Genomic DNA, 19,384 nt, shown 5'->3' on the forward strand with positions numbered 1-19,384 from the left:
CTAATTCCGAGGAGGGTTCGTGGTACGTGCCCCGGCGTGCTCGGAGGACATCCGCGCGGAGGTGGCCGAGCTGCTCGGCGTCCCCGCCGACACCGTTCACCCAGGTAGCAACCTTATCGGCCAGGGCCTCGACTCGATCCGGATGATGACGCTGGCCGGTCGCTGGCGCCGCCACGGCATCGGAATCGATTTCGCCACGCTGGCCGCGACACCGACCATCGAGGCGTGGTCGGAGTTGGTGACGGCAGGCGCGCCGGCGACCACCGACGACGCGCAAGCCGATGCGGCCACGCCCCACGACGGCGCTTCTGACGAGCCGTTTCCGCTCGCCCCGATGCAGCACGCGATGTGGGTCGGCCGCCAGGACAACCAGCAGTTCGGCGGCGTGTCCGGGCACCTCTATGTCGAGTTCGACGGCGGCGCGACCGACCTGGACCGGCTGCGCGCGGCGGCCACCCGGCTGGCCCGTCGTCACCCGATGCTGCGGGTGCGATTCGGATCCGACGGCACGCAGACCATCGCCCCGATCTCGGAGTGCCCCGAGTTCCCCGTCACCGTCGAGGACCTGCGCCACGTCGACGGTGATCTCGTCGAGCGGCGCCTGGCCGAGATCCGCGACGCCAAATCGCACCAGCAGCTCGACGGCGCGGTGTTCGAACTTGCATTGACGCTGCTGCCCGGCGAGCGTTCGCGCCTGCACGTCGACCTGGACATGCAGGCCGCCGACGCGATGAGCTACCGCACCCTGATGTCGGACCTCGCCGCCCTCTATCTCGGCCGCGACCTACCCGAATTGGGTTACAGCTACCGGGAATATCGCCAGGCCGTCGCGCGGGAGGAGACGCGCCCGCAACCCGCCCGCGACGCCGACCGCGAGTGGTGGGCGCAGCGCATCCCGCAGCTGCCCGACCCGCCGGCGCTGCCGTCGCGCGGAGGCCGCGAGTCGCGCCGGAGCACCCGTCGTTGGCACTGGCTGGACCCGACAACCCGCGACGCGCTGTTCGCCCGCGCCCGGTCACGCGGCATCACCCCGGCGATGGCGCTGGCCGCGACGTTCGCCAATGCGCTGGCGCGGTGGTCCGCCTCGTCGCGATTCCTGCTGAACGTCCCCTTGTTCGCCCGCCAGGCCCTGCACCCCGACGTCGACCTGCTGGTCGGCGACTTCACCTCGTCCCTGCTGCTCGACGTCGACCTGACCGGCGCGGGCACCGCCGCGGCGCGGGCACGCGTGGTGCAGGACGCGATGCGGATGGCCGCCGCCCATTCCGACTACCCGGGGCTGTCGGTGTTGCGCGACCTGAGCCGCCACCGCGGCACGCAGGTGTTGGCGCCGGTGGTGTTCACCAGCGCGCTGGGGCTCGGCGAATTGTTCAGCGCCGATGTCACGGGGCAATTCGGCCGCCCGGGGTGGATCATTTCGCAGGGCCCGCAGGTGCTGCTGGACGCGCAGGTCACCGAGTTCGACGGCGGGGTGTTGGTGAACTGGGACGTGCGCGACGGCGTTTTTGCGCCCGGCGTGATCGACGCCATGTTCACCCATCACGTCGACGAACTGCTCCGGCTGGCCGCGGCCGACGATCCGTGGGATGCGCCCGGCCCGTCGACGCTGCCGGCCGCGCAGCGCGCGGTGCGTGACGCGGTGAACGGCCGCACCGCCGCGCCCAGTGGTGAGGCGTTGCACCACGGGTTTTTTCGGCAGGCCGGGCTGCGGCCGGACGCGCCCGCGGTGTTCGCCAGCTCCGGCGACCTCAGCTACGCGCGGTTGCGCGATCAGGCGCTGGCGGTAGCGGCGGCGTTGCGCGCGAGCGGGATCGGCGCCGGCGACACGGTCGCGGTCATGGGTCCCAAGACCGCCGAGCAGGTGCCGGCGCTGCTGGGGATCCTGGCCGCCGGCGGCGTGTATCTGCCGATCGGGGTCGACCAACCCCGCGACCGCGCGCAGCGCATCCTGGAAACCGGGGGAGTGCGTCTGGCCCTGGTGTGCGGCGGGAAGCCGCTGGGATTGCCGGTGCCGGAGTTGACGATCGCCGACGCGCTGCGTGATACACCCGCCGCGCCGCCGGACATCGTGCCCGCGGGCGGCGATCCGGCCGACCTCGCTTACGTGCTGTTCACCTCGGGTTCGACCGGGCAGCCCAAGGGCGTCGAGATGACGCACGACGGCGCGATGAACACCGTGGAATTCATCACCCGCCACTTCGATATCGGCGCCGCCGATCGGTGCCTGGCCCTGTCGACGCTGGAATGCGACATGTCGGTGTTGGACGTCTTCGCGACCTTGCGCGCGGGCGGCGCGATCGTGGTGGTCGACGAGGCGCAGCGGCGCGACCCCGACGCGTGGGCCCGGCTCATCGACACCCACGGCGTCACCGTGCTGAACTTCCTGCCGGGCTGGCTGGAGATGCTCGTCGAGGTCGGCCAGGAGAGACTGTCGTCGCTGCGGGTGGTGCCCACCGGTGGTGACTGGGTGCGTCCCGGCCTGGCCCGCCGATTGCGGGCAATGGCACCGAACGTGCGCTTCGCCGGGCTGGGCGGCGCGACCGAAACCGCCGTCCACGCAACCATTTTCGAGGTCGGCGACGAGCTGCCGGCCGATTGGACCGCCGTGCCCTACGGCGTCCCGTTCCCGAATATCGCATGCCGCGTCGTCGACGACGCCGGCGCCGACTGCCCCGACTGGGTTGCGGGGGAACTGTGGATATCCGGACGCGGCATCGCCCGGGGTTACCGCGGCCGCGGCGAACTGACGGCGGAACGTTTCGTTCTCCGTGACGGCCGGATCTGGTACCGCACGGGTGATTTGGCCCGCTACTGGCCGGACGGCACCCTCGAATTCGTCGGCCGGGCCGATTACCGGATCAAGATAAGCGGCTATCGTGTGGAGCTCGGCGAGATCGAGGCGTCGCTGCGCCGGGTGCCCGGAGTGCACGCGGCCGTGGCCGCCGTGGTGGCCGCGCCCGGCGGCGCCGAGGTGTTGGCCGCCCAAGTCCGCCTCGACGACCCCGCGTTGGACGCCCGGCGGATTCGCGAGGTTCTCGTCGATCTCGTTCCCGCACACATGATTCCGGCACACATCTCGGTGGTCGGGCGCATCCCGTTCACCGACGGCGGCAAGATCGACCGGCGCGCCGTCGGCGGCGAGCTGGCCGCGGCAGTGGCCGAGCAGTCGCGGGACACGTCGGCGCGCTACGAGGCACCGCGAACGCAGCTGGAACGGGCGCTGTGCCACATCGTCGCGGGTCTGCTGAACCGCGACGCCGTGGGCGTGCACGACGACTTCTTCTCCCTCGGCGGCGATTCCGTGCTTGCGACGCAGGCCGTCGCGGCGATCCGCCAGTGGCTCGATTCGCCGAGCATGATGGTCGCCGATGTCTTCGCCGCGAGGACCGCCGCCACGCTGGCGCAGCTGCTCATCGACCGAGACGCCAACGCCGAACGACTCGAGCTCGTCGCCGAGGTCTATCTGGAGATCGCCGACATGTCGCGCGTCGACGTGTTGTCCGCACTCGACGTGCCGACCGAGCAACCCGCTCGCCGAGAGTTCCAGCCCTGGGTGAAGCGGTTTACCGGCGCCACGGCGAGCGGCTCGGTGGTCGTGTTTCCCCACGCCGGCGGTGCCGCCGCCGCATACCGCTCGCTGGCTAAAGCGTTGTCGGCCAACGACGTCGACGCCTATGTGGTGCAGTACCCGCAGCGGGCGGACCGCCGGCATCATCCCGCGGCGGAAAGCATCGGTGCGCTCGCAGTCGAGCTGTTCGAGGCGGGCGACTGGGCCGCGGCGGCTCCGCTGAGCCTGTTCGGCCATTGCATGGGCGCCGTGGTGGCCTTCGAATTCGCCCGCGTGGCCGAACGCAACGGGGTGCCGGTGCGCGTGCTGTGGGCCTCGGCCGGGCAGGCCCCGTCGACGGTCACCGCGTATGGACCGCTGCCGACCAGCGCCAGCGGCGTGCTGGCGGACATGGTGGACCTCGGTGGCACCGATCCCGCGCTGCTGGAGGACGAGGAATTCGTCGAACTCCTGGTGCGGGCGGTGCAGGCCGACTACACCGCCCTCAACGCCTATTCGTGCCCGCCGGACGTACGCATCCGCGCCGACATCCACGCGGTCGGTGGCACCCGCGATCACCGGATCAGCCGGGAAACGTTGGCCACATGGCAAACTCACACATCCGGCCGGTTCACGCTGACGGATTTCGCGGGCGGCCACTTCTACCTCAACGACCATCTCGACGCAGTGGCCCGGATGGTGAGCGCCGATGTCCGATAACGACCCGGTCGTGATCGTCGGGCTCGCACTCGAAGCGCCTGGCGGGATCGAAAACGCCGACGATTTCTGGGCGTTGCTGTCCGAGCAGCGCGAAGGGCTCGGCCCGTTCCCCGCCGACCGGGGCTGGGCCCTTCGCGAGCTGTTCGCAGGTTCGCGGCGGGACGGGTTCAAACCCATCCACAACCTTGGTGGATTCCTGTCCAGCGCACCGGCATTCGATCCCGAGTTCTTTGGCATCTCCCCGCGGGAAGCGACGGCCATGGACCCGCAGCAGCGGGTCGCGCTGCGGGTCGCGTGGCGCAGCCTGGAGAACAGCGGGATCAATCCCGATGACCTGGCCGGTCACGATGTGGGCTGTTATGTCGGCGCCTCGGCGCTCGAATACGGGCCCGGTCTTTCCGAGTTCTCGCATCACACCGGGCATCTGATGACCGGGACGTCGCTGGGTGTCATCTCGGGGCGCATCGCCTACACCCTGGATCTGGCGGGGCCCGCGCTGACGGTCGACACCGCGTGCTCCTCCGCGCTGGCGGCGTTTCACACCGCCGTGCAAGCGATCCGGGCCGGCGACTGCGACCTCGCGCTCGCCGGCGCCGTATGCGTGATGGGCACACCGGGCTATTTCGTCGAATTCTCCAAGAAGCACGCGCTGTCCGATGATGGCCATTGCCGGCCCTACAGCGCGCATGCCAGCGGAACCGTCTGGGCGGAAGGCGCCGCCATGTTCGTCCTGCAGCGCCGGTCCAGGGCGGTGGCCGACGGGCGCCGCATCCTCGCCGAGGTGCGCGCCAGCTGCGTGAACTCCGATGGGCGCAGCAACGGACTGATGGCGCCCAGCGGCGACGCGCAGCTGCGATTGTTCCGGCGCGCCATCGCCCAGGCCGGGGTCGATCCCGTCGAGGTCGGGATGATCGAAGGGCACGCCACCGGAACCCGGGTCGGCGACCGGACGGAGCTGCTGTCGATGGCGGCCAGTTACGGCACCGCACCGCCCGGGCGCGGACCGCTGCTGGGATCGGTCAAGTCAAACATCGGGCACGCGCAGGCCGCGGCGGGCGCGTTGGGTCTCGCCAAGGTCATCCTGTCCGCCGAACACGCCGCGGTGCCTCCCACCCTGCACGTCGACGAGCCCAGCCGCGAAATAGACTGGGACAACCAAGGTTTGCGGCTAGCGGACAAGCTCACGCCGTGGCGGGCGATCGACGGATGGCGAACCGCGGCGGTATCTGCGTTCGGGATGAGCGGCACCAACACCCACCTGATCGTCTCGATGCCCGACACCAGCAATGGTCGCAGGGTCGCCTGATGGGCCCATTGCCCGACGGGCGCATCCCCGTCCTGCTCAGCGCGCACGCCGACGAACTCGTCGCCGCGGATGCCCGGGTGATCGCCGATTACCTCGACCGGTTTCCGGAAACGACTGTGCCGCAGGTGGCCCGGCAGCTGCACCAGACCCGACGGGTGCGCAGGCACCGTGCGGTGCTCCGCGCCGCCGACCGCCTCGAGCTCATCGACGGGTTGCGTGCGCTGGCCGCGGGGCGCGAGCATCCACTGGTCGCCGGCTCGGCGCTGGATTCGGGCCCCCGGCAGGCGTTCGTGTTTCCCGGTCAGGGCGGACACTGGCCGGGCATGGGCAGCGTCGCCTACCGGGCGCTCCCGCGCTATCGCGCGGCGGCCGACGGCTGCGTCGCCGCGTTCGACGCCGCCGGCATCGAGTCGCCGCTGCGCTACCTGACGGCCACGGACGATGCGCGGACGTTCTCCGAAACCGAGGTCCAGGGCGCCCAATTCGTCCACGCCGTCGCCCTGGCGGAAGTGTGGCGCTCGTGCGGTGTGGTCCCCGACCTCACCATTGGCCAGAGTCTCGGCGAGGTCGCCGCCGCCGTCGTCGCCGGCGCCATCACGCTGCCCGATGCCGTCGCCGTGGTCGCGGCCCGTGCCGGCGTCGTCGACCGGCTTCCGGGCCGCTACGCAATGGCGACGCTGGGCATCGGCGCCCGGGAGGCCGCGGCGCTGATCGCGGCCACCGACGGCTGGGCGGAGGTGTCGGTGGTCTACTCCGCATCGACCGTCGCGGTGTCGGGTGACCGCGACGCCGTGCTCGCGATGGCCGACGCGGTTCGCGCCAACGGCCAGTTCGCCCGCGAGATCAGCGCCGGCTTCCCGGGGCACACCAGCCTGCTCGAGTCGCTCCGCGACGAATTGAGAACGCGCCTGCCCTCCTCGGAATTCGCCGAAGCCCCAGTGCAATTCATCGGCGGCACCACCGGCGACGTCGTGGCGCCGAACACGCCCTTCGGCGACTACTGGTATACGAACCTGCGCAACACGGTGCGGTTGGACCGCGCGTTCGAATCGGCAATCCGTCGCGGCGCCGGGTCGTTCATCGAGCTGTCAGCGCATCCCGCGCTGCTGTTCTCGATCGGCCAGATCTTCGAGGCGGACCTACGCGAAGACCCGGCGGTTCTGGTCGGATCAGGTCGCCGGGATGAGCCCTTGGTCGACACCCTGTCGGCCAACATCGTCACCGCGGCCGTGGCCGACCCCGGCTACGCCTGGGGCGACCACCTGAATGTCGAGGGCGGCGCCGGCTTGCGGGGATTTCCGAACGCGCCGATGCGCGCAATCCCGATGTGGGCGCACCCGGAGTCGCTGTCCGCCGTGCCCGGCTCAACCGACGATCCCAGCATCTCCGTCGAGCGCTGGGAGCGCACGTCGCCGCCGACAACCGACCGGCCCGTGCGGATCGCGGTGATCGACGTCGGCGGCGATGGTGTGCTGGCGGGAGCGCTGCGCGCGGCGATCGACTCCCACCCGGTAGCGCAGCTCGGTCAACCGCGGGACGCGGAGATCGTCGTGGCGATCGCGCCCACCCTCGAATGCGCCGGGGCCTACCAGGCCGCCGATGCGCTGCCGGAGGTGATCGGGGCCGGCGTGCTCGACTATGCGAGCTCGCCGGGTCCTCGATGCCACACCGTCTGCCTGATCACCGTGGCGGCCGAGCGGGTAGGCCAGCACGATGCGCCGCCGTCGGCGGGCCACGCGGCGCTGGCTGCGATGCACCGCAGCACCGGATTCGATTACCCCGAACGGGCTTTCACCCACCTCGACCTGCCGTCGTGGGAATTGGCGCCAGCCGCCGGTCTCGCCGCCGTGGACGCAGTGATCGCCGGTGTCGGTGAGACCGCCCTGCGCGGCGTCGCCGACGGGTACGCGTTGTTCGAGCGCAGGTTCGGCGATGCACCCCCCGCCCCGCAGTGGCCGTTGGACTCTCGCCTGCTCGACGACGTCGTGATCACCGGCGGCGCCGGCGCCATCGGCCTGCACTACGCCCGCTACCTCGCCGAGCGCGGCGCGCGGCGCATCGTGCTGCTGAGCCGCCACCGCGCGGATCCGCAACTGCTGAAGACCTTGGCGGCCGAGTACGGAACCCAGGTGCTGTCACCGCCGTGCGACATCACCGACCCGGCCCAATTGGCGCTTGTCGCAGCCGAATACGGCGGACAAGGCGCCTCGCTGATCGTGCACGCGGCGGGCACCGCCACGTTCGGTACCGCCGCCGCACTCACGCCGGGCGCCGTGGCCGACACCCTCGCCGCCAAGGTCGCCGGCCTCGCCCATCTGGCCGAGCTGTGGCCCAGCCGGCCGGACGCGCGAATGGTGTTGTGTTCGTCGGTATCCGGAATGTGGGGCGGACGCGGGCACGCGGCGTACTCGGCAGCCAACCGCCTCCTGGACGTGATGGCCGCCGAGCTCCGTGCGGGGGGCAGGCACTGTGTCGCGATTAAATGGGGGCTGTGGCGGGGCTCGGGCATCCTGGATTCGACCGAGCGCGCAGGCATCGAGCGGTCCGGTCTGCGCCCGATGGCACCCCGGGACGCGATCGGGGCGAGCCTTTGCGACTGGCACGACGACCCCCTGGTGTTCTCCGCCGACGCGGCCCGGCTGCGGATCTTCCTGGGCACCAAGCGATCCGAGGAACCCGACCGGCCTTCCGAGATGGACTCGGTCGACGCCGCGGTGCCGATCGTCGACGCGGTGCGCAGCCAATTGGCGGCGGTGCTCGGCATCGCGGCCGCCGGCCAATTGGACCTCACCGAATCGCTCTTCGATCTGGGCATCGACTCGATGCTGGCGGTCGAACTACGCAAACGCCTCAAAAAGACGACCGGCCGGGCGGTGTCGCTGGCCACGCTGATGGGCGAGATCACCGGCGACGAACTTGTCGAACAACTCGAGCGTGCAGACGAGCGCTCCGAAGCAGCACAGAAAGTGGACCTGAAAAATGGACAAAGCGCGTGACTGACATCGCCGACACCGCCCGGCTCGACGCGGCCCGACTGGAGCTGCTTCGTCGCAGGCTCGCCGAACGCGGTCTCTCGTCCGACACCGAAGACACCGACAGCGGTGCCGACGACCAACTCTCGGACGGCCAGGCCCGGATGTGGTTCGTGCAGATGGCCGACCCCAGTGGCGCGCTGCTGAATGTCTGCGTCTCCTATCGGATCACCGGCGACATCGATCTCGCCCGGCTGCACGACGCCGTGGATGCCGTGTCGCGCCGCCACCGGATCCTGCGCACCACCTACGCGCTCAGCGACGACGGCGATCCCCGGCCGACGGTGCACGACGATCTCCGTCCGGCGTGGGCGCACCACGACTTGACCGACCTGTCGGAGCAGGCACGCCGGCTTCGCCTCGAAGTGCTGGCTCAACGCGAATTCGCCGCGCCCTTCGACCTTTCCGCTGACGCACCGTTACGGATCACCGTCGTGCGCACCGCCGCCGAAGAACACATCCTGCTGTTCGTGGCCCACCACATCGCCTGGGACGACGGCTCGTGGCGCGTCTTCTTCGCCGACCTCACCAAGGCCTACGGCGGCGCCGACCTCGGACCGCAACGCTCCCTGCCGGCCGCATCCGGGCCGGACACCACCGAGGCCGATCTCGACTACTGGCGCGCCGTCATGGCCGATCCGCCGGAGCCACTGGAACTCCCGGGTTCGGCCGGCACGACCATGCCGACCAACTGGCGCGCCGCCCGTTGCGGGATGCGGCTGTCAAGCGACACCGCCCAGCGAGTGACGGCGATGGCCCGCGACGCGGGCTGCACTCCGTACATGGTCCTGCTGGCCGCTTTCGGTGCACTGGTCCACCGCTACACCCACAGCGACGACTTTCTCGTGGCCGCACCGGTGCTCAACCGCGGCGCCGGAACCGACGACACCATCGGCTATTTCGGCAACACGGTGGCGATGCGGCTGCGGCCGCACCCGGCGATGAGCTTCCGCGAGTTGCTCAAATCGACGCGCGACATCGCCACGGGCGCGTTCGCACACCAACGCGTCGGCCTCGACCGCGCGGTGCGCGAACTGAACCCCGATCGCCGGCACGGCGCCGAACGGATGACCCGGATCAGCTTCGGATTCCGCGAGCCCGACGGCGGCGGATTCCGGCCGCCCGGCGTCGACTGCGTGCGTTACGACCTGCGCAGCAATCTCACCCAGCTGCCGCTGGGCTTCATGGTCGAATTCGACGGCACCGGCGTGTTGGTCGAGGCCGAACACCAGCTGGACATCCTTGAACCCGCCCTGGCGCGGCAGCTGTTGGAGCACTTCGTGGTGCTGCTCGACGACGCCCTCGCCCGCCCGGAGCAGCCGCTGGCCGCGCTGGCGCTGATGGGTGAGGCCGACGCCGAATGGCTGCGCGAGGTGTCGCGCGGCGAGGCGTTCGATACCCCATCCAGAACGCTCGCCGACCTGGTGTCCGAGCAGGCCGCGCGCACTCCAGAGGCGATCGCCGTCAGCTACGAGGGCCACCGGCTCACCTACCGCGACATCAACGAGCAGGCAAACCGGTTGGCGCACTGGCTGATCGGGCGGGGGATCGGCAGCGAGGACCGCGTCGCCGTCCTGCTCGACAAGTCACCGGATCTGGTCGTCACCGCGTTGGGGATCGCCAAGTCCGGCGCGGTGTATGTGCCCGTCGACCCCACCTATCCGAGGGACAGGCTGGAATTCATCCTCGGCGACTGCGACGCGAAGCTGGTGCTGCGCGAGCCAGTGACCGACCTGGCGGCCCACCCCGCACACGACCCGACGGACGACGACCGGCTCCGGCCGCTGCGCCCGGACAACACCGCGTATCTGATTTACACCTCTGGGACCACCGGAGTGCCCAAGGGCGTCGCGGTGCCGCACCGCCCCGTCGCGGAGTACTTCGTATGGTTCAAGGCTGACTACGGGGTCGACCACACCGACCGCCTGCTGCAGGTCGCGTCGCCGAGCTTCGACGTGTCGATTGCCGAGATCTTCGGCACGCTGGCCTGCGGTGCGCGAATGGTGATCCCGCGCCCCGGCGGACTCAACGACATCGGTTACCTCACCGCCCTGCTGCGCGACGAGGGAATCACGGCCATGCATTTCGTGCCGTCCCTACTCGGCCTGTTCCTGTCGCTGCCGGGCGTCAACCAGTGGCGAACGCTGCAGCGGGTGCCCATCGGCGGCGAGCCGCTGCCCGGGGAGGTGGCCGACAAGTTCCACGCCACATTCGACGCGCTGCTACACAACTTCTACGGTCCGACCGAAACCGTGATCAACGCCAGCCGCTACAAGGTGGAAGGCCCGCAAGGCACTCGCATCGTGCCCATCGGCCGGCCCAAGATCAACACCACGATGCACCTGCTCGATGACTCGCTGCGACCCGTGCCCGTCGGCGTGATCGGCGAGATCTACTTAGGCGGAACGCATCTCGCGCACGGATACCATCGCCGGACGCGGCTGACCGCCGAACGGTTCGTCGCCGACCCGTTCAATCCCGGCGCCCGGATGTACCGATCGGGAGACCTCGCACGCCGCAACGCCGACGGCGACGTCGAGTATGTGGGTCGCGCCGACGAGCAGGTGAAGATCCGCGGTTTCCGGATCGAGCTGGGTGACGTCGCCGCGGCCATCTCGGTCGATCCCACGGTCGGACAGGCGGTGGTGGTCGTCAGCGACCTGCCACGACTGGGCAAGAGCCTGGTCGGCTACGTGACACCCGCGGCAGGAACGCCCGAGGTGGATCTCGACCGCATCCGCGCGCGGGTGGCGGCAGCCCTGCCCGAGTACATGGTCCCGGCGGCATACGTTGTGCTCGAGGAGATTCCGATCACAGCGCACGGCAAGATCGACCGCGCGGCGCTGCCCGATCCCGAGGTCGGCTCAGGCGTCGAGTTCCGCGAGCCGGAGACCGCCACCGAGCGGCGCGTCGCCGAACTGTTCGTCCAGCTGCTCGGCAGCGACCGGGTCGGCGCCGACGACTCGTTCTTCGACCTCGGCGGCCACTCGCTGCTCGCGACGAAATTCGTTGCGGCGGTGCGTAATGCGTTCGGCGTCGAGGTCGGTGTGCGAGAAATCTTCGAACTGGCGACGGTAGCGCGCATCGCCGCGCACCTCGACGCAACAGAGACGCCGGATTCGGCGAGGCCGCGACTGATGCCGGCCGAGCACGACGGACCGGTGCGGTTGTCGTCGTCGCAGCTGCGAAGCTGGTTCACCTATCGCTTCGACGGACCCAACGCCGTCAACAACATCCCGTTCGCCGCCGCGCTTCGTGGCCCCTGCGACACCGAGGCCCTGGCGGCGGCCATCACCGACGTGGTCTCTCGGCACGAGATCTTGCGGACCACCTACCGCGAAATCGACGGCGTGCCACACCAGATCATCCACTCACCCGCCGAGGTGCCGGTCCGGCGCGCCGCGGGACCCGACCAGGACTGGCTGCAAGCCGAACTGGACGACGAGCGGCGCCACGTCTTCGATCTCGAGAACGAATTGCCCATTCGGGCGGCGTTGCTGAGCCTGCCGGACCAGAACGTCTTGTCCCTGGTGGCGCACCACATCGCCGGCGACCACTGGTCCGCCGGGGTGCTGTTCACCGATCTGCTGACCGCCTACCGGGCACGCAGCGGCGGGCAGCCGCCATCCTGGGAACCGCTTCCGGTGCAGTACGCGGACTTCGGTGTATGGCAGGCGGCGCTGTTGGACGACAGCGCGGGCATCGCGGGCCCGCAACGCGACTACTGGATCCGCCAACTCGAGGGGTTGGCAGGCGAAAGCGGTCTGCGCCCGGACTTTCCGCGCCCTGCCCTGTTCAGCGGTTCCGGGGACGCCGTCGAGTTCAGTCTCGCGTCGGCGACCCGCGCGAAGGTGAAGGACCTAACGCGCGATCTCGGCATTACCGAGTTCATGCTCCTGCAAGCCGCCGTCGCGGTGGTCCTGCACAAGGCCGGCGGCAGCCCGGACATCCCTATCGGCACCCCGGTCGCCGGTCGCAACGAAGCCGAACTCGACCGGCTGATCGGGTTCTTCATCAACATCCTGGTGTTGCGCAACGACCTGAGCGGAAACCCGACGCTGCGCGAGGTGCTGCGGCGGACCAGGGACATGGCGTTGGCGGCCTACGCGCACCAGGACCTGCCGTTCGACCAGGTGGTGGATGCGGTCAGCCCGGCGCGGTCGCTGTCGCGCAATCCGCTGTTCGACGTCGTGGTGCACGTGCGGGACCAACTGCCACAAGACACCGTCATCGATAGCGGTCCCGGCGGCGACACGACGTTCAGCGCTCTGGAGCCGACGTTCGACGTCGCGCACGCCGACATGTCCGTCAACTTCTTCGCATCCGACGACGGCTACCGCGGCCACGTCATCTACCGCCCCGAGCTGTACAAGCGCAGCACCGCGCAACGATTCGCCGACTGGCTGATCCGCGTCGTCGAGGCGTTCGCGGACCGACCCGATCAACCGCTGCGCGAGGTGGAGATCGCCAGTGCGCAAGAGCGGCAGCGCATTCTGGGCCGGTCTAAGGCGCGCGACGTATACCTCCTGGATGCCGCGCTGAATCCCGTCCCGACCGGCGTGGTGGGCGATGTTTACTACGGCGGCGGCCCGGCCGTCTGCGCCCGGCTGGCGGGACCCTCGCCGACCGCAGCCCGTTTCATCGCCGATCCCTTTGCCGCGCAACCAGGTTCGAGGCTCTACCGCACCGGCGAGCGCGGCGTGTGGGACGACGACGGACAACTGGAACTATTGGGCGGCCCCGAACTGGCGGCACAGCCCGCGCCGGCGGCGGACACACAACCCACCGAACCGCCCACTACCGCCACCGAGCGCGCGCTGGCGGCCATCCTCACCGACGTTCTCGACGCCGGATCGGTCGGGCGGCACGACGCGTTTTTCAACCTCGGCGGGGACAGCATTTCCGCGGTGCGCGTGTCCGCACGGGCGCGGGATGCCGGAATGCCGCTCACCCCGCGGATGGTCTTCGAACATCCCGTGCTGCGTGAGCTCGCCGCAGCCCTCGACGCCAAGGCCGAAAGCGAGCCCGAGGACCGGCATTACGCGCCGATGACCGCGTCGGGACTTTCCCCCGACGAGCTGTCGGCCCTGACGTCGTCATGGGACCACCAGCCGTGACGCGAGCCGACGAGCGACCGGCCATCGAAGACGTGATGGCGCTCAGCCCCCTGCAGCAGGGGCTGTTCTCGATGGCGGCGCTGACGGACGATTCCGGTGCTGCCGACCCATACGTCATCGCGATGGCCGCCGACGTAACGGGCCCGCTCGACGTCCCCCTGCTGCGCGAGTGCGCCGCGGCGATGCTGACCAGGCATCCCAATCTGCGGGCAAGCTTTGTCCACGGCGATCTGAGCCGGCCCGTGCAGGTGATTCCGAGCATCTTCGAACTGCCATGGCGGTGTGTGCGTGCCGACCCCGCCGAGGTGGCGGCCCTGGAAGCCGAGGAGCGCCGGCGCCGATTCGACCTGGGCCGCGGCCCGCTGATCCGCTTTCTGCTCATCGAATTGCCGGACCAGCATTGGCATCTCGCCGTCGTCGCGCACCACATCGTCATCGACGGCTGGTCGTTGCCGCTCTTCGTCTCCGAGCTGCTAGCCCTGTATAGGGCCTCCGGCGACATCGCCGCGCTGCCGCCGCCGCCGCGCCCGTACCGCGACTACATCGGCTGGCTGGCGGGGCGCGATCAGACCTACAGCCGCGCGGTGTGGGCCGAGCACCTCAAGGACCTGGACGGCCCTACCCTGCTGTCGCCGGCGCTGACCGACACCCCGGCGCAGGCCGGCATCCCGAGTCGCACCGCGTTGCGGCTGGACCGCGATGCCACGACCGCTCTCGCCGACGCCGCCCGCGGCCGCGGGGTCACGCTGAACACCCTTGTTCAAATGTCCTGGGCGATAACGCTTTCGGTGGTGACCGGCCGCAGCGACGTGGCGTTCGGGGTGACCGTGTCCGGCAGGCCCGGCGAACTGCCCGGCGTCGAGACGATGGTCGGCCTGTTCATCAACAGCGTCCCGTTGCGGGTACGACTGGATCCGCGCGAGACGGTCGGCACGCAATGCGTTGCCCTGCAACGTGTGTCCGCCGCATTGCGGGACCACGGCTACCTGGGGCACGCCGAATTGCGTTCGATCGCCGGTGTCGGAGAGATGTTCGACACACTGCTGGTATACGAGAACTTCCCTCCCGGCGAAGTGGTGGGGGCCAGCGAGTTCGCCGCGAACGGCGTGACCTTCCGCCCGGTGGCGCTGGAGAGTGTGTCGCATTTCCCGGTGACCATCGCCGCGCAGCTGAGCGGTGGCGAACTCACCGTCTTGGTCGAGGTGCTCGACGGCGCGCTGGGCGCGCTGACACCCGCGGACCTCGGCGGGCGGCTGCTGGCCGTGGTACGGCGTTTGGTGGACGAGTGGGACCGGCCACTGCGTGAGGTCGACGTCCTGAATGACGGCGAGCGCGACTCGACGGGCCCGCCGGCCGTGGGCACTACGCCCGTCGCGGTGCATACCCGATTCGCCGAAATCGCTGCGGCCCAGCCCGATTCGCTCGCAGTCAGCTGGGCCGACGGCCGGCTGACATACCGCGAGCTCGACGCGCTCGCCGACCGGCTCGCCGCCGCCCTGATCCGTGCGGGCGTGCGCGGCGAGACTCCCGTGGCCATCATGCTGCCGCGGGGCCCGAACTACGTCGCCGCGATGCTGGCAATCCTCAAAGCGGGCGGCATGCTCGTGCCGCTGGACCCGGGGATGCCCGACGAGCGGGTGGCCGAGATCCTGCGGCAGACGTCCGCCGCGATCGTCGTCGACGACGAGTTGTTCACGGCTTCGGTCGACGGGCCCGCCGACTACCGGGCGGCCGCGGTGGCACCCGACCATGCGGCCTACGCCGTCTTCACCTCGGGCACGACCGGCACGCCGAAGGGCGTCGTCGGCACGCACCGAGCGCTTTCGGTGTACGCGGACGACCACATCGAGCGCGTTCTTCGGCCCGCGGCCAGGCGAATCGGGCGACCGCTGCGCGTCGCGCATGCCTGGTCCTTCACCTTCGACGCGGCATGGCAGCCGCTGGCGGCGCTGCTCGACGGCCACTCGGTCCACGTCGTCGACGACGACGTGCAACGCGACGCCGAGGCGTTGGTCGAAACCATCGACCGGTTCGGGCTGGACATGATCGACACCACACCGTCGATGTTCGCCCAGCTGTATAACGCGGGGCTGTTGCGACGGGTGCCGCTGGCGGTCCTCGCGCTCGGCGGCGAAGCCCTGCGCATCGCCGAATGGCAAGCGATCCAAGCGGAATCGGCACGCAGCGGCATGAGCGCCTTTAACTGCTACGGGCCCACCGAAACCACGGTCGAGGCGGTCGTCGCCGCCATCGACGAACACGCCCGGCCGGCCATCGGGCGTCCCACCCGGACCACCCGGGCCTACCTCATGGACCCCTGGCTGCGCCCGGTGCCCGACGGCGTCGCGGGCGAGTTGTATCTCGCGGGCGATCAGCTGGCCCGCGGCTACCTCGGACGCGCCGCCGAGACCGCCGCGCGCTTCGTAGCCGACCCCAACGGCCGCGGCGGGCGGATGTATCGCACCGGAGATGTGGTGCGCCGCATGCCCGACGGTGGTCTCGAATTCCTCGGGCGGAGCGACGACCAACTCAAGATTCGCGGTTTCCGCGTCGAGCCGGGCGAGATCGCCGCGGTGCTCAACGACCACGACGGGGTGCGCGGCGCGCACGTGACGGCCCGCAACCACGCCCAGGGGCCGCGCCTCACCGCGTATGTCGCGGGCGGTCCCAACCCGCCGGCGGTGGCCGAGCTGCGTTCGATGCTGCTCGATCGGCTGCCGCGCTACCTGATCCCGCACCACATCATCGTCCTCGACGAGCTGCCGCTGACGCCGCACGGCAAGATCGACGAAAACGCCCTGGCGGCAAACGATTCCGTCGACGGACCGGTCGTCCCGCCGGAGACGCCGACCGAGAAGGCGCTGTCCGATGCGTTCACCGACGTGTTGGGGACCGCCGAGATCGACGTCACGGCCGGCTTTCTGCAACTGGGGCTGGACAGCATCGTGGCCCTGTCGGTCGTCCAGGCGGCCCGCCGCCGCGGCATCGCGCTGCGGGCCAGGTTGATGATGGAGTGCGAGACCGTCCGCGAACTCGCCGCGGCCATCGACTCCGACGCCGCACGGCGCACGGCCGTCGACGCGACCGGCGAACCCATCCCGGTGCTGGCCGGCGTTCATTGGCTCTACGAGTACGGCGAACCGCGCCGGCTCGCGCAGACCGAGGTCATCCGGCTACCCGACACGATCACCCGCGAACGCCTGGATGCGCTGCTGTCCGCCGTCATCGACGGGCACGAAATGTTGCGATGCCGGCTCGACCGCGACGCGATGACGCTTGTCGCACAACCGAAATCGGACATCCTCACCGAAGCGCGGGTTACCGGCGATCCCGCCGACGAGGTCGCCAAGCAGACACTCGACGCGTTGGAGAGTCTCGACCCGCAGGCCGGTCGGTTGCTGTCGGCCGTGTGGCTGCGCGGGCCCGCCGGCCCCGGGGTGCTCGCGTTGACCGCCCACGTGCTGGCGATGGACCCGGCCTCGTGGCGCATCGTGCTCGGCGAACTCGACGCCGGCCTGCACGCCCTGGCCGCCGGACGCCAACCCGCGCCGGCGCGCGAGCACACCAGCTACCGGCGATGGTCACGCCTGCTGCACGAGCGGGCCGCGGCCCTGGACACCGCAGGCTTCTGGGCCGCCGAACTCGAGGGCGCCGACCCGCCATTGGGCGCCCGCAGGCTGCGGCCGCAGACCGACAGGGCCGGTGACGTGGCGATCAGCATCTCGGCCTGCGGGGCCGACCTCACCGCCCGGCTCTTGGCCAAAGCCTCAGCGGGTCAGCCGATGGGCGAACTGCTGATCACCGCGACAGCGCGCACGGTGACCGCGTGGCGGCGCCGACGCGGCCAGGACACACCGGCGCCACTGCTGGCGCTCGAGACGCATGGCCGCGCGGACGTCGACGTCGACGAGACGGCAGACACCAGCGACACGGTCGGACTGCTCAGCGCGATCTACCCGCTGCGAATCCACGCCGACGGCCCCACCGACCTGGCCCGAATTCCCGGCAGCGGAATCGACTACGGCCTGCTGCGATATTTGCGGCCCGACACGCGCTTGCGCGAACTCCCCGGACCCCAGCTGTTGCTGAACTACCTCGGCAGCGTCCACGTCGGCGTCGGCGACCTGGACCTCGCCCGCGAACTGATGTCAGGCCTGGGGCACGTCCCGGAACCGGAACAGGCGGTGCGCCACGAGCTGACCGTGGCGGCGGGCATCGTCGGCACCGGCGACGCGCGCGCCCTGGTTGCGCAGTGGCGTGCGCTGCCCGACATCCTCGATGAGGCGGATATTGCTGTGCTGCAACAACTTTGGACCGAATCACTGAGGGAGTTGGCGACATGAGCACGCTTGCGGTCCTGGGCGCCGGGGCAAAGGCGGTGGCCGTCGCCGCAAAGGCGTACGTGCTGCGCGAAATGGGCGTCGACGTTCCCGACGTGATCGCGGTCGAACGCACCGGGGTCGGGGCCAACTGGCAGGCCAGCGGCGGCTGGACCGACGGGGCGCACCGGCTGGGGACCAGCCCGGAAAAAGATGTCGGCTTTCCCTACCGATCGGCGCTGGCGCCGCGCCGCAACGCCGAACTCGACGAGCGGATGACGCGCTACAGCTGGCAGTCCTATCTGATCGCCACCGCGTCGTTCGCCGAATGGATCGATCGGGGCCGGCCGGCACCCACCCATCGCCGGTGGAGCCAGTACCTGGGGTGGGTCGCCCAGCACGTGGGCCTGGACGTCGTGCACGGCGAGGTCGACGGGCTGGCCGTCAGCGGTGACCGCTGGGCGCTGCACACCCACGAGACCACCGTGCACGCGGATGCCCTGATGATCACCGGACCCGGCCAGGCCGAAAAGTCGCTGCTGCCCGGCAATCCGCGGATGCTCTCGATCGCCCAGTTCTGGGACCGCGCCGCCGGCCACGACCGGATCAACGCCGAACGGGTGGCGGTGATCGGCGGCGGTGAGACGGCCGCGTCGATGCTCAATGAGCTGTTCCGGCACCGGGTTTCGACCATTACCGTCATCTCGCCACAGGTGACGCTGTTTACCCGCGGCGAGGGATTCTTCGAGAACTCGCTGTTCTCCGATCCCACCGACTGGACCGCGCTGACGCTGGACGAACGCCGCGACGCGCTGGCGCGCACCGACCGCGGAGTGTTCTCGGCGAACGTTCAGGAAGCGCTGTTGGCCGATGACCGCATTCACCACCTGCGCGGCCGGGTCGCGCACGCGGTCGGGTGGGACGGCCAGATCCGGCTGACGCTGTCGACCAACCGGGGCAGCGAAAACCTGGAGACCGTCCACGGTTTCGATCTGGTCATCGACGGCTCCGGCGCCGACCCGCTCTGGTTCAGCTCGCTGTTCAGCCAGGACGCGCTCGACCTGCTCGAGCTGGGTCTGGGTGGGCCGCTGACCGCTGACCGCCTCCAGGAGGCGATCGGCTACGACCTCGCCGTCGCCGACGTCGCCCCGAAGCTGTTCCTGCCGAACCTCGCCGGACTCACCCAGGGGCCCGGATTTCCCAACCTGAGCTGCCTGGGACTGCTGTCGGACCGGGTGCTGGGATCCACGACGAGTCCGTCCAGACCCGCCCCGATGAGACGCGAGCTTGGTCGTAACGTGACCGAGCCGAGACACAAATAGCGGTCGCAGGGGGCACAATTA

Annotated in this window: 6 protein-coding genes; all 6 read left to right on the forward strand. The window is 70.2% G+C overall.

Annotated features, from left to right (window positions below):
- Positions 1–19: 19 nt before the first annotated feature.
- The 6 genes from ACQI5H_RS19290 to mbtG are packed head-to-tail and all read left to right on the forward strand — an operon-like array spanning position 20 to position 19,363.
- Positions 20–4,267, forward strand: coding sequence for an amino acid adenylation domain-containing protein (locus ACQI5H_RS19290; protein ID WP_427080930.1), 4,248 nt, complete (start codon positions 20–22; stop codon positions 4,265–4,267).
- On the forward strand, positions 4,257–5,573 hold the full coding sequence (locus tag ACQI5H_RS19295; protein WP_427080931.1) for a polyketide synthase: 1,317 nt from the start codon (positions 4,257–4,259) through the stop codon (positions 5,571–5,573). Before ACQI5H_RS19290 ends, ACQI5H_RS19295 begins: the two co-directional genes overlap by 11 nt.
- On the forward strand, positions 5,573–8,569 hold the full coding sequence (gene mbtD / locus ACQI5H_RS19300) for a mycobactin polyketide synthase MbtD (protein WP_427080932.1): 2,997 nt from the start codon (positions 5,573–5,575) through the stop codon (positions 8,567–8,569). Before ACQI5H_RS19295 ends, mbtD begins: the two co-directional genes overlap by 1 nt.
- Positions 8,566–13,722 carry an amino acid adenylation domain-containing protein gene (locus tag ACQI5H_RS19305; RefSeq protein ID WP_427080933.1) on the forward strand — a complete coding sequence of 1,719 codons (5,157 nt, stop codon included), beginning with the start codon at positions 8,566–8,568 and terminating at the stop codon, positions 13,720–13,722. Before mbtD ends, ACQI5H_RS19305 begins: the two co-directional genes overlap by 4 nt.
- The gene (locus ACQI5H_RS19310) at positions 13,704–18,065 is read left to right on the forward strand and encodes an amino acid adenylation domain-containing protein (protein ID WP_427080934.1); all 4,362 of its coding nucleotides are present in this window, start codon (positions 13,704–13,706) and stop codon (positions 18,063–18,065) included. Before ACQI5H_RS19305 ends, ACQI5H_RS19310 begins: the two co-directional genes overlap by 19 nt.
- Positions 18,062–19,363, forward strand: a complete 1,302-nt coding sequence (gene mbtG, locus ACQI5H_RS19315) for an NADPH-dependent L-lysine N(6)-monooxygenase MbtG (RefSeq protein ID WP_427080935.1) — start codon at positions 18,062–18,064, stop codon at positions 19,361–19,363. Before ACQI5H_RS19310 ends, mbtG begins: the two co-directional genes overlap by 4 nt.
- Positions 19,364–19,384: the final 21 nt, after the last annotated feature.

Source organism: Mycobacterium heidelbergense, from assembly GCF_050205645.1.
Taxonomy (GTDB): Bacteria; Actinomycetota; Actinomycetes; order Mycobacteriales; family Mycobacteriaceae; genus Mycobacterium; species Mycobacterium heidelbergense_A.